This window comes from Bradyrhizobium sp. USDA 376 (assembly GCF_054063675.1).
This window is the reverse complement of record NZ_JBSSGN010000001.1, coordinates 6,591,236-6,603,992: the sequence shown is the minus strand read 5'-3', so window position 1 is coordinate 6,603,992 and position 12,757 is coordinate 6,591,236. Positions and strand designations below refer to the sequence as shown.

At 64.0% G+C, this 12,757-nt stretch carries 9 protein-coding genes and 1 tRNA gene; 3 read left to right on the top strand and 7 right to left on the bottom strand.

Translation table 11 applies throughout. From position 1 onward, the window contains the following. Positions 1 to 331: 331 nt before the first annotated feature. The 4 genes from ACVJ19_RS30690 to ACVJ19_RS30675 form a co-directional block, all read right to left on the bottom strand. Positions 332 to 1,564: an IS110 family RNA-guided transposase gene (locus tag ACVJ19_RS30690; RefSeq protein ID WP_453952888.1), complete on the bottom strand. Its 1,233-nt coding sequence runs from the start codon at positions 1,562 to 1,564 to the stop codon at positions 332 to 334. 573 nt (positions 1,565 to 2,137) lie between these two features. Beyond that, a tRNA-Lys gene (locus ACVJ19_RS30685) sits at positions 2,138 to 2,213 on the bottom strand. A 327-nt stretch (positions 2,214 to 2,540) separates the two neighbouring features. Beyond that, entirely contained in the window at positions 2,541 to 5,204 is a 2,664-nt protein-coding gene (locus ACVJ19_RS30680) for a glycosyltransferase (protein WP_453952887.1), read from the bottom strand. Between the two features lie 217 nt (positions 5,205 to 5,421). Further along, complete coding sequence (locus ACVJ19_RS30675; RefSeq protein WP_453952886.1) at positions 5,422 to 6,015, bottom strand: beta-1-3, beta-1-6-glucan biosynthesis protein; 594 nt, start codon at positions 6,013 to 6,015, stop codon at positions 5,422 to 5,424. A 221-nt stretch (positions 6,016 to 6,236) separates the two neighbouring features. Between ACVJ19_RS30675 and ACVJ19_RS30670 the strand changes: the two genes are divergently transcribed. Continuing rightward, positions 6,237 to 7,901, top strand: a complete 1,665-nt coding sequence (locus ACVJ19_RS30670; protein ID WP_453955251.1) for a glycoside hydrolase family 17 protein — start codon at positions 6,237 to 6,239, stop codon at positions 7,899 to 7,901. Here ACVJ19_RS30670 and ACVJ19_RS30665 read toward each other — a convergent pair. The 3 genes from ACVJ19_RS30665 to ACVJ19_RS30655 all read right to left on the bottom strand — a co-directional run bounded on the left by ACVJ19_RS30665 (position 7,861) and on the right by ACVJ19_RS30655 (position 11,001). Then, entirely contained in the window at positions 7,861 to 8,241 is a 381-nt protein-coding gene (locus ACVJ19_RS30665; protein ID WP_211407859.1) for a hypothetical protein, read from the bottom strand. The two genes, ACVJ19_RS30670 and ACVJ19_RS30665, sit on opposite strands and share 41 nt — an antisense overlap. Before the next feature lie 123 nt (positions 8,242 to 8,364). Continuing rightward, on the bottom strand, positions 8,365 to 9,501 hold the full coding sequence (locus tag ACVJ19_RS30660) for a hypothetical protein (protein WP_453952885.1): 1,137 nt from the start codon (positions 9,499 to 9,501) through the stop codon (positions 8,365 to 8,367). Positions 9,502 to 9,612: 111 nt separating this feature from the next. Further along, positions 9,613 to 11,001, bottom strand: coding sequence for a hypothetical protein (locus ACVJ19_RS30655; RefSeq protein WP_453952884.1), 1,389 nt, complete (start codon positions 10,999 to 11,001; stop codon positions 9,613 to 9,615). 166 nt (positions 11,002 to 11,167) lie between these two features. Between ACVJ19_RS30655 and glmU the strand changes: the two genes are divergently transcribed. Continuing rightward, a complete protein-coding gene (gene glmU / locus ACVJ19_RS30650) occupies positions 11,168 to 12,523 on the top strand; it encodes a bifunctional UDP-N-acetylglucosamine diphosphorylase/glucosamine-1-phosphate N-acetyltransferase GlmU (RefSeq protein ID WP_453952883.1) in 1,356 nt (451 codons plus the stop codon). Between the two features lie 45 nt (positions 12,524 to 12,568). Then, positions 12,569 to 12,754 (top strand): hypothetical protein, encoded by a 186-nt coding sequence (locus ACVJ19_RS30645; RefSeq protein ID WP_453952882.1) that lies wholly within the window; start codon positions 12,569 to 12,571, stop codon positions 12,752 to 12,754. Positions 12,755 to 12,757 lie beyond the last annotated feature (3 nt).

The following is a 12,757-nucleotide window of genomic DNA, read 5'->3' as shown; positions in this document are numbered from 1 at the left end:
TGACGTCAGCGCCGCGATCGCCGCAGATGGTGCAGACGAAACGCGGCTCGATGTCGGACAGGCGCATCTCATTAGGCTAGCGATCAGCGCTCAGGGCAACGTGGTGGCTACAGTGATAGTCGGCGCAATAGATCAGTGCGTAGGACCTCCTACCCTTCGTCAAGGGTGTCCTGGTGGGCGAGCGTAGCACCGTGCTCGCCGCAGTCCAGGACGCTTCGCGCCGGCTTTGCCGGTGCCAATGGCATCCTGGACAGCGTCTGCGCGCGGGGCTCCGCTGATCAGCAGGTCGGGACGAAGGAACGGTCGCATGCGGCCGAACAAAGGAACAGGCTCAGCCTGCGCTGTTGTGCTCTGCGTCGTATGGCGTTTGGTTCTTGAGTGTCGTGCACAAGGCAAATAGCAGGCGATCCCCGACGCCACGTAGCGCACGCGCATGGCCATGCCCGCGCTGTCGCAAAGCGTCATAGCGTCGCCGGGTCGCAGCGTCGTGTTGCAGGGCAACGCGCGACCAATGATGAACGGCGCTTTGCAGTCGTCTGTTACAGGCAAGACGACGGATCACGAAGCGTTGCTTGCCGCTCTGCCGCGTCACCGGAGCAACCCCTGCCAAGGTGCGCAAGGCGTGGTAGTCTCGTCTGCGCAGGGGTTCTGTGGCCTCGGCGAGCAGTGTGGCGAGATTGATCCTGCCGATTCCTGGCCAGGAGCGAAGGATCGTCACGTCGCACTGCCCGGAGTTTTGCCCCGAGCCATTCTCTTCTTCGATTTGGACGCATAGACGGTCCAGGTTTTGCTGCGCGTCCTTGATCTGCTGATTGACCAGATGCAGACGTGCCGCAAGACTGCGGATATGAGCGCAGGCGGCCTGCGTTGTGCCAGGCGCCACGAACAGCGGGGTCTCGCGCAAAATCTTCAGCACCGCCGCCGCATCAAGGCGGCGGATACGATACGCGCCAAGAACGCGTGCAATCGCCTTCTCACTGGCGTTAGCTGCACTGTCGGGGGTCGGCACCTTCTGCCAAAGCGCCAGGAACCAGTCGTCGGCGACATCGTCGGTCAGTTTGACTGCCTGCGGATAATAGCGCCACAGTTGCTGACGCAGGCGATTGGCAAGGCGCGTACGCTCCTGCTGCAGTTCTTCCGCGAGGCGCGACCATTCGCGCAGCTCGATCACCGCCGGATTGTCGGCAGCAAGCTGGCGAAAGGCTTCCGGATCGGTGCGCAGCGAGCTGCCGAGCACATGGGCGTCGCGACGATCATCCTTGGCGCCGGCCACCGTGAAGCGATCACGGAACCGGTCAAGCTGCTTCGGATTGATGCCAAAGACCACAAAGCCATGCTCGAGCAGCATCTCCACCACCGGACCATGCGTCTCGATCGCCACCGCGATCTGTCCCGGTGCGGCTTTGGTCTTCTCGAGCAGCCAATCACGCAGCTCCGTCAACCCAGCTCCGCCATGCGCAAACTCGCGCCGACCGGCCGGTCGTCCCTCGGCATCCAGCAGGCAAACGCAATGGCTCTGCGTTGCCCAGTCGATCCCGACGAACCATTGTACGTCGTTGACCATTGTTGGATCTCCTCGCTCTCAAAGCGGGCCAACCGCGATCCTGATCGATCCCTGTACTGGCGCTCTCGGCGCAAACCTCCTATTGGACCTCGATCGCGGCCGCTCCACCGGGGCGCAAGTCCTACGTAGGTGCTCATGGCACAGATGGGGCAGGCTGCTCCCGGTGGATCGGCCCGTGTGACTAGTCTAAACCAACGGACCAGTCCCACCGCCAGAAGGGTACAGGGTGGGTTGAGCTGTTGCGAAACCCATCGCCGGCAATCGGTCGGTCGCTCCGCGGCCCTTTGTGGATTGTTCCGACAATCGATCGCGGATCGCAGTGGCGCTGATCGCAACGAGTGATTGGTTTCGCAATTGCTCTGCCCATCCTACGTGATCGAGCGCATGGAGCGCATCTGCCAAGAGCTAGCAGGGAAGGCGACCATGCCGGAGGAGTGCGGCGGTTTGCTTCTCATGGCCAATAACTACCGGCCCGAGATCCCGACCGCGAGCGGAGTAATCGATTGGCCAACACGGTGCCCACACGCGGCTTTTTCGGCCGGCCCATAATTCGCGCAAAGTCGTTGTCTGGCTTGGTGAGCGCGCTGGGGCTCGAACCCAGGACCCCGTGATTAAAAGTCACGTGCTCTACCGGCTGAGCTACGCGCTCCCATGGCCGCTGATGGCTTCGAAAAAGAATCGCCATCGTCTTCGGACATTCGAGAAGCATGTCTTGCCGCAACGCTCAACTCGCGTTGCGGGGAAAACCGGCTGTTTCCGGATCATGCTTTCGGCCCGCGCTGTGTAGGGGGAGTGGCTGCGGAGGTCAATAGCGGGGGTGGCTGCCGAAAGTCACGGCAGGAGAGGGGATTTTCTTTCGGTGTCCGCGACTTAAGGCGGAATTTTCAACCCGATTGGCGGGCCGCCATCCACGCCGAACTGCCGTATGGGCCGCCGGCCTGGGGGCTCGCCTGCGCCGCAGGCGAGCTTCGGTCCGTCAGTTCGCCTCGCGCCGGACCTCGTTCGGCACCGGCTGCGGCGTTCCCGCCGGGGTTGGCAGGGCGACCGGGCGCAGGCCGATCAGCTCGGCGGTACGGATCGCGCTGTCGCGCCAGAACTGGAACGAGTTGATGCGGCAGAGCTCGAGAATGGCGATGGCGACCGCGGCCAGGAACGGCAGGCTCTGCAGCACCAGGACGCCGGCGAAGATGTAGATCTCGGTGATCTGCCGGAAGCTGTTGGAGGCGACCAGCACGCCGGCGCCGACCAGGAGCAGGGTGCCGATCACGGCCTCCCAGAACGCCTGGAACTCGATCGACATCCTGCTAAGGCCGCCCTTGGAGGTGCGCGCGAACGCGATGTGCTCGGTGATCAGGCCCTGCGCGACCGCGCGCGACACCGTCCACTGCACGCTCATCGCCGCGATCATGGCGCCCAGCATCTGGCCCGGTTTGATCGCGACGCGGGCGCGGTACATCGACAGGAAGTGCGCCAGCGAGACGATGAAGGCGCCGATGATCGGCAGCGTCAGGATCTTGTCGGGAATGGCGATGTCGGCAAAGGCGACGATCGGCACCCAGACGAGGTTGAGCAGCGCCACGACCACGCCGAGGCTTTCGGCGCCCAGCCAGTTCAGCCAGCCGAGGCCGTATTCGCGTTTCTGGTCGGAGGTCAGCCGGCTCGCGCCCGGCAGGAAACGGCGCCAGTGCTTCTTGACGATCTGGAGGCCGCCATAGGCCCAGCGGTGGCGCTGCTTCTTGAACGCCTCGTAGGTGTCGGGGAGCAGGCCCTGGCCGTAGCGGTGGTTGGTGTAGTGCGTGACCCAGCCGAGCTCCTGGATCGCAAGGCCGAGGTCTGAATCCTCGCAGATCGTGTCCGACGACCAGCCGCCGGCCATGTCCATCGCGGCGCGGCGGATCAGGCACATCGTGCCGTGCACGATGACGGCATTGAGCTCGTTGCGCTGGACCATGCCGATGTCGAAGAAGCCGGCATATTCGCCGTTCATGATGTAGTGCATGATCGACAGGTCGCCGTCGCGATGCTCCTGCGGCGCCTGCACCAGGCCGACGCGCGGGTCGGCGAAAGCCGGCACGAGGTCCTTCAGCCAGTCGGGCTCGACGACGTAGTCGGCATCGAGGATGCCGATGATCTCGGCATCGACGGCGGTGCGGTCCATCGCGATCCGCAGCGCGCCGGCTTTAAAACCCTGCACCTTCTCGGCGTTGATGAACTTGAAGCGTTCACCGAGCGCGCGGCAATGGTCCTGGATCGGCTGCCAGAAGGCGGGATCCGGCGTGTTGTTGATGATGACGACGCATTCGTAGTTCGGGTAGTTCAGCCGCGACAGCGCATCCAGCGTCTGCTTCAGCATGTCGACCGGCTCGAAATAAGCGGGGATGTGGATCGAGACCTTCGGATAGTAGTTCTCCGGCACGTTCTCGACCGGCTTGCCCTTGGCGAGCAGCCGCTGCGGCGCGCGGCCGAAGGCGACCGCCGCGATCTCGTCGATGCGCGCCATGGCGATCAGCACCAGCGGAACGAGCAGGATCATGCCGAGCGTCAGCGCGAAGGCCGAGCCGAAGATGAAATAGTGCCCGTTCCAGAACGCGAACACGATCGCTGCCCAGGCGCCGACACCGTTGGCGGTGGCCGACAGCAGGAAGGCCTGTTTCGCCGTCGGCCGCTCGATCCGCAGGATCGGCAGCGACAGCAGGATGCCGACCAGAAGTGCGATCGTCATCAGTTTCCAGTAATCGGGATTCTCCACCGGGCCGGTCCAGGCGAATTTCGGCTCGCGGCTGGCGTTGAGGATGCCCCAATACGGACCGACGCCGCCCTCGAAGAACTTCCAGGGCTGATCGACGGCTTCGACGATGTTGTATTCCATGCCGATGGCTTCGGCGCGGCCGACGAAGTTGCGCAACGTCAGCGCCTGCTGGAACGGTCCCGGATCGGCGTTGCGCAAATTGTAACCCTGGCTCGGCCAGCCGAACTCGGCGATCACGATGCGCTTGCCGGGGAACAGGTTGCGCAGCAAATTGTAGCGGTCGACGGCCTGGTCGACGGCCTGATCCGAGCGGAAGTTTTCCCAATAGGGCAGCACGTGGGCGGCGATGAAGTCGACGTTGGAGCCGAGGTCCGGATTGTCGCGCCAGATGTTCCAGATCTCACCGGTGGTGACCGGCACGCGCACCGAGCCCTTCACCTTCTTGATCATGCCGATGAGGTTTTCGACCTTCTGCTCGTCGCGATAGATCACCTCGTTGCCGACGACGACGCCGTTGACGTTGCTGTTCTTGCGGGCAAGTTCGATGGCAGCCTTGATCTCCCGCTCGTTGCGATCCTCGTCCTTGTTGATCCACGCGCCGACCGTGACCTTGAGGCCGAACTCGGCGGCAATCGGAGGCACCAGCTCGTTGCCCTCAGTGGCTGCGTAGGACCGGATGGCCCGCGTCAGGGTCGAGAGCTTCTTCATGTCCGCGCGAATCTTGTCGGGGTCGACGTTGTTGTCGACGACATGTCCCGGCTCGAACGGTGTGTAGGAGAGGCTGGGCAGCAGGCCCCTAAAATCGGGAGCGGGTTCCTTGTCGCGCAAGACTCCCCACAGCCCAGCGTGAAGCGCGGACACGAGCAACAGAACGGCGGCGACAACGCGCATCGCGGCTAAACCAATAGGGGCTGAGGTGGCAGGGAAGCGGATCCGACCCCGAGATCCGACCGAGTCCGCGGCAAATGGAGCATACCTCTGCCGCGCGGTTTCACAACTGTCATGGGCTCATGTCCTTATGAGGGCATGTGCTTTTCGAACGACGCGCGGCAGTGCCAACTGCGTCTATGGCCGATCGTTCCTGAACGGAGGCTGAAGCGACCAGCGGCTATTTCTGGGGCGCCGGTGTCGGGCTTGCCGCAGGCGAGGGGCTCGCGGCCGGCTGCGGGGCCGGCGCATTGCCGGTGGTCGGCGCTGCCGGCTGGGAGGCGGTTGCGGCTGCCTGCTGCGGCTGGGAGGCCGGGTTGATCCAGCAAGCGTGCACGCGGCTATCCAGGGTCTCGGCGACCTTGGGATCGATCTGCCCGCCGAAGCGGGTCAGGCAGCGGAAAGCCGCCTGGATATGGCCGCCGGGGCAGCCGAAACGGTCGTAGAGGTCGAGATGGCGGAACGCGGTATCGAGGTCATCCCGCCACATCAGCCGCACCACGCGCCGGCCGAGCCAGACGCATTCCGGATTGCCGGCCGGGCCATTGATGACCTGGGCGGCTTCGGCGAATTCGTCGGTGCGGCGCTGGTTCTGGGCGGCGTCCTTGGCGGCGTCAGCGGGCTGGGCCGCGGCCTTGCCCTGATCGGGAGCCGGCGTGCCGCTCTGGGCGGAGGCACTATTAAGGCCGGCCAGACCAAGAAGGGCGGTGACGGCCAAGGTGGCGGCGAACTGCCGCAGGACCGCATTTCGTGACTGACACACCCGTTGCCGCATGAATTCCCCAACTTCTCCACTGACCGCCCGCGTCAGGATCCCGCGGACGCGCCGTGATGGCGTCCAAATGGGTCTCCAATGCGGCGGAAAATTCCCGCCGAGTCCCATGACCTGTATTTCGAATTTTGTCCAGCAAAGTCACGATCCTAGGCCTCTGTCGAACGGCCGCAGGTAAATTCCTTGGGGGCGCGAGGGATCCACCGGGAGTGCCCCCTTGGCAGATGGCGTGCGAGCAGGTAATCGACGGCCCTTCGCGGAGGACGGAACCGATTTCTCTTCGTACGCCACTGGCGCTTCTGCTCGTTTCACTGGGTGCGATTGCTGCCGTGTGGTGGTGGCTGGCCACGCCAATCACGCTCGCACGCGCCCCGATCGATCCCGCCGACAAGGTTCAGTGCGTTTCGTATGCGCCGTTCCGCGGCGAGCAGTCGCCGCTGAACGCATGGACCCATATCGAGGCCGACCAGATCGAGCAGGACCTGCGCCAGCTCAAGGAGATCACCGACTGCGTCCGCACCTATTCCATGGAGAACGGGCTCGACCAGGTTCCGGCGATCGCCGCCAAGGTCGGCGGGCTCAAGGTGCTGCAGGGCATCTGGCTCTCCAGCAACCGCACCAAGAATCTTGAGCAGGCCGCGCTCGCCGTCCGTCTCACCAAGGACTTCCCCAACGTCATCACCGCGGTGATCGTCGGCAACGAGGTGCTGCTGCGCGGCGAGATGACGACCGCCGATCTCGTCTCCATCATCCGCTCGGTGAAGGCGCAGGTCAGCGTGCCCGTCACCTATGCCGACGTCTGGGAGTTCTGGCTGAAGAACCGCGAGATCTATGACGCGGTCGACTTCGTCACCATCCACATCCTGCCCTATTGGGAGGATTTCCCGGTCAAGGCGAAATTCGCCGCCTCCCATGTCGAGGCGATCCGCGAGCGCATGGCGGTGGCGTTCCCCGGCAAGGAGATCCTGATCGGCGAAACCGGCTGGCCGAGCGAGGGGCGCATGCGCGAGGGCGCGCTGCCGTCGCGCACCAACCAGGCGCGCGTCGTCTCGGAAATCCTCAGCCTTGCGAAGGCGCAAAAATTCCGCGTCAACCTGATCGAGTCCTACGACCAGCCCTGGAAGCGCAAGCTGGAAGGCACTGTCGGCGGCTATTGGGGATTTTATGATTCCGTGCGCCGGAACCTGAAATATCCGCCGGGTCAGCCGATCAGCAATTTCCCGTACTGGAAATGGTACATGGGCGCCGGCATGGGCCTGTGCGTGCTGGTGTTCGCGGTGGCGCTGATCACGTTGCGCCGGCGGCCGTGGACGCCGCGCTTCTCGGCCTGGCTCGGTGTCGCCATCTCGGCGACCTCGGCGGGCATCCTGCTCGGGATCGGCGCCGACAAGATGTACTATGAGAGTTACGGCATCGGCGGCTGGCTGCATTGGGGTGCACTGCTGCTCGCCGGCATCCTGTCGCCGATCTTCTGCGCGCAGGCCATGGTGATCGGCCGGAGCCTACCGACCTTCCTCGATCTGCTCGGCCCGCGCGAGGGCCGCAAATGGTCGAAGCTTACCGCCGTGCTCGGCCTGACGTTGGCGGCGACCGCGGTGATCGCGGCGCAGACCGCGCTCGGCTTCGTGTTCGACCCGCGCTACCACGACTTCCCCTACGCCTCATTGACGATGGCGGTGGTGCCGTTTGCATTGCTGATGCTGAACCGGCCACAGATCGGCCAGCGTCCGATCGCGGAAGCGGTGTTCGCCGGCGTGCTGACGCTGTCGGCGGTCTATGTGCTCTTCAACGAGGGGCGCGACAACTGGCAGTCGCTGTGGACCTGCGCGATCTATCTCTTGTTCGCGCTTACGCTGTGGCGGGCGCGGGCCGAGCAAATCCAAGAATGAGAAGGCCGATCGCAAGGCCCGACAGCACGACATTGTAGAGCACGATGCCGAGGCCGGCGGCGATGATGCCGACGGTCAGCAGCACGATCGACGGCCGCATCAGGTTGAGCGTCGCCACCACCAGCGCGACGATGCCGAACACCGAATTCTTGAACAGCACGGTCGACACCGAGCGCGCCTTGCAGATCAGCGTCTGCAGGCCGGCGTCGCAGGCAAGGCCGACGGTCGAGAGCTCGATGCCGAGATAGCGCAGGTAAAGCGCATAGCCGACGGATGCGAAGCCGACGACGATCAGGAACTGCACCTGGTAGGGCGTGAGGCGGAAGGGCTTTTTTCTCATGGGTGCAATATGGTCGGGATGGCGGAAGGGGGCAACAGGGGAGGTGGAGGTTTTCTGCGGATTGGGGCGAGTTGTCGGCGATTGATGTGGTCCCGCCGACGCAGGCAGCACCCCAAATCGATACTATGAGGCGTTCCACTCGGCGCGCGGATTTTCTTCGGGTAGCTCCGGCACGTTTTCCAGATCTGCGTAGGGAATGCGCCATGGCCGTTCGTCATTGAAGGCCACGTTCCAAGTTTGGCAGGAAAGGCAGCGAATAGTTATGCCCTCTGGTATGTCGCCTCCGCGACATACGATGTGGTCACAGCGAGAGCATATAAAGTCAGTCAATCCAGGTCGAAATCGGATATCTTGAGCAATAAGCGGAGTGACGCGTTGGAATGATAAGACCGTCCTCGATGTTGCTTTCATCATCTTTCGAACGAGCCTGTGGGGGTGGTCGTTGTGTACCCCGCTCACGACAACGTAGTCTGGGAATCCAAGATCGCTAAACAATCTTAGTCGCACGATGTAGAAGCGGCGGCCATGATGGGTTTCCATGTCGAGCCGGATGGCATGGCGTGGGCTCTCGGCCGGTCTGTTTGTGACTAATCCGCCAACGAGCCAATGAATAGGAGTTTCGGGCGCCCCCACGAGGGTCGGGGTCAGCAGAGGTTGAAAGTTCTTGTCACCTAGTTCTGCGACAGTAAATGCATGAGCAATCTTAGCGAGCATTCGCCCAAAACGGAGGGGATCGGTTCGACCTGTCGGGACTGAAATTCCCGCGTCTTCTAAGATTGCAAAAAGTTGTCCGTTTGGCACCGCAAGCACTCTTGGCGTAGAGCCAGTCCACGCAGGATGATTTTGGGGAAACTGGAAATACATCTCCAGGTTGCTCTGACGTAGCGGGTAAGGAAGCAAGAGCTGCGGCAGCGGCAATCTTGGTAACAGCAGATGAACCGGATACTGAGCGATAGGGATTTGGACTGTTCTTTCCGATCCGTCAGGCATTTTTTTCTGGGCAGGGAGGGTCTTCGGTCTGTCTTTGGGGCGTTTCGTTGGAAGGCCGACCTGATATCTAAACGCGCCCAGCATGTTCTTTTGGCAGAATTGCTCTGCTCGATTAATGGCGCGTTCACACTCAGCGCAGCTCGCTTCAGGAAGTATTAGGTCTCCTCCCAACCCCTCGGGGATAATGTGTTCATCCCCAAGCTTTGCTCTCCTCTGCGAGTAGGAGGTGTCGCCGCAATAAATGCAACGCTTAACCGGGGCGTATCTCATGGAGCAATTCTCGAGGAGAGTAGCGGGTCATGGAGGTGGTCGAATCCTTGGCGAGGATACCAGCCAACGTTTCGGCAATCGGTGCAAAGGAGCCCGCCGCAGGTGCGGCGTTTACCGCCTGAAGAACGACGTCAGCGTCGAGCCCGCCGACGCCGTCTCCGGCTTTGCTTGCGGCGCGGGCTGCTGCGGTGCCGGGGCAGGCGCGGGCTCTTCGCGCTTCGATGAGCGCTTGGAAGAATAGCTGCGGCGGCGCTTGTCCGGCTTCGCATTTGGCGCGGGCGCTGGCGCGGTCTCGGCTTGCGGCGCCGCGTCCTGCGTCTTCTCGGCGTTGTTCTCCTGAACCCGGTCCTGGGACTTCTCTTGTCCCTTGTCTTGTACCTTCTCTTGCGCCTTCTCCGAACCGCCGCGCATCGACAGTCGCTGGCCGTCGAACACGGTGGTCTCGCAGTGGCGGCTGCTCTCGGATAGCCCGGCGCAGAGCTTTGCGGCGGCGGCGGCGTTGATCAGCGGGCCGGCTCCTAAGCGCAGCTGCATGCCGAGGCCGCTCGTGCCTTCCTTGATCATGATGATCGGACGCAGCACTGCGACTTCCGGATTGGACTTGGTCACGCCGCGCCAGAGCGCACGCAGGCCGTCGATCGAGTTGGCACCGCCGAGGTCGATCGCAAAGCGCGTCTGCTGGACCGCGATCGCCGGCGCCTCACTCTCGGCTGCCTCCGGCGGCTTGGCTGGTGCGGCCGCGGCGACTTCGGTCGGAGCTGGCGCGGCCTCGGGCTTCTTCTCGGCGGCTCTCTCGGCGGTCTCGGGCTGAACCAGCTTGGATGCGGCGGGATCGGGCGGCGCCATGATCGATTTGGACGGCACCAGCGGAAGCATCGGCAGCGCCGAGGTCGTTGCCGGCGCCTGTGAGACCAGCGATGCGGCTGCGGCGCTCTGCGGCGGCGGATTTGCCGGCTCCTTCGCTGCGTCCTTTGCGGGCTCCTTCGCCTGGTCCTTGGCGACCGAACGCGGCTTGTCGCCGGACGGCGCCGGCACCGAGGCAACCGGCCCGACGCTGGGCGCAGCCGCTGCGGGCTGTGCATCAGGTGTCGGCGCGTCCTGCGGCTTTGCGCTCTGTTTGGCGATGGCGCCGGTGACGGAATCGAGCCCTTGCTCCAGCACGGTGACGCGCGAATAGAGCCGGTCGCGATCGGTGTTCAGCGTCTCGATGGCGGCGGCGAGGCGGCGGGCCTCGTTCTGGCTTTCCTTGGTCAGCTGCTGCAACCGGTCGGCCTGGCGCGCCAGATCGGCAGACGCCACCTGATCGCGGCGCCAGCCGAGCTGAGCCTGGTTGGCCATCACGGCGAGGACGACGGCGCCGACGGCAGCCACGCCCCACGAGCCGAGCCGCCACAGCATGCGGCGGTCGAACGTACTTTCCTCGGCCAAAAGTCCGGAGAACAGCCCGCCGGTCTCCTTCGTGCCGAAGGCATCCGCCAGTGGGTCGGAATCCTTTGCCATGAACGTTAAATGCCCAGCCCTGTCCGGCTTCCCCCGAATCAATCAGGGAACATTAACAGGAAAACTCGGTCGCACTTGAATTCCGGGCGTTTGCGGGGGTAGCAAGGCGGCAGCTCACGAGGGCGGCCTGCCGCCAATTGATTCGGCCGTATCTGACAGGATTGCGATGACCGCCCGTTCCAGCCTCACAATCGTGCTCGCCGCCGGTGAAGGCACGCGGATGCGATCGAGCCAGCCGAAGGTGCTGCATCCCGTCGCTCACCAGAGCCTGCTCGCCCACGTGCTCGCCGCCGCACCGAAGGGAACCGGCACCTCGCTCGCCGTCGTGATCGGACCGGATCATCAGGCGGTGGCGGATGAAGCCAGGCGCATCCGCCCCGACGCGCTCACCTTCGTGCAAGGCGAACGCCTCGGCACCGCGCATGCGGTGCTGGCTGCGCGCGAGGCCATCGCACGCGGCGCCGATGATCTCCTGATCGCATTCGGCGACACGCCGCTGATCTCGGCCGAGACCTTTGCGCGGCTGCGCGCGCCGCTCGAAAGGGGCGCGGCGATCGCCGCGCTCGGTTTCCGCGCCGCCGACCCCACCGGCTATGGCCGCTTCATCGTCGAGGGCGAGCGCCTGGTCGCGATCCGTGAGCAGGCCGATGCCAGCGAAGCCGAGCGCAAGATCAATCTCTGCAATGCCGGCGTGATGGCGATCGACGGCCGCCGCGCGCTCGAAATCCTCGAGCAGATCGGCAATGCCAATTCCAAGGGCGAATATTATCTGACGGACGCGGTCGAAATCGTCCGCAAGCAGGGATGGGAGTCCGTGGTGATCGAAACCAGCGAGGACGAGGTGCGCGGCATCAACACCAAGGCGCAGCTCGCGGAAGCCGAAGCCGTGATGCAGGCGCGCCTGCGAAGAGCGGCGATGGAGGCCGGCGTCACGCTGATCGCGCCGGAGACCGTGTATCTGTCCGCCGACACCGTGTTCGGCACGGACGTCACCATCGAGCCGTTCGTGGTGATCGGCCCGGGCGTGTCGATCGCCGACGGCACGGTGATCCACTCCTTCTCGCACATCGTCGAAAGCACGCTCGGCAAGAAGGTCTCGATCGGTCCCTATGCGCGGCTTCGTCCCGGCACCTCGCTCGGCGACGGCGCCCGCATCGGCAATTTCGTGGAGACCAAGGCGGCGACGCTCGAGGCCGGCGTCAAGGTCAACCACCTCTCCTACATTGGCGATGCCACCGTCGGCGCCAATTCCAACATCGGCGCCGGCACCATCACCTGCAACTACGACGGCTTCAAGAAGCACAAGACCATCATCGGGCAGGGCGCCTTCGTCGGCACCAACTCCTCGCTGGTCGCGCCGGTCAAGATCGGCAACGGCGCCTATATCGGTTCCGGCTCGGTGATCACGCGCGACGTGCCTGATGATGCCATGGCGCTGGAACGCAACCAGCAGACCATCAGGGAAGGCGGCGCGGCGCGCTATCGCGAGATGAAGACGGGCGGCAAGAAGCCGGAGAAGTGAGTGGCCGAGTGCGGGCCCCCGATCGGTGTTGTTAGGGCTGCGCTCATGGACGAGGACTTCATCGACGATACGATCGCATTCCTCGTCAAGCGCGTCATCATGCCGCCGGGACGATGGGTGCTGGAACAGGTGGGCGAGCCCCGCCCAACCGAGATCGCATCGCTGGTCGCCGGACTGGCGTTCTGGGCGTTCGTCGTTTTCCTCGTCTTTGCCCTGGTGCTGGGGTGGTGAGGC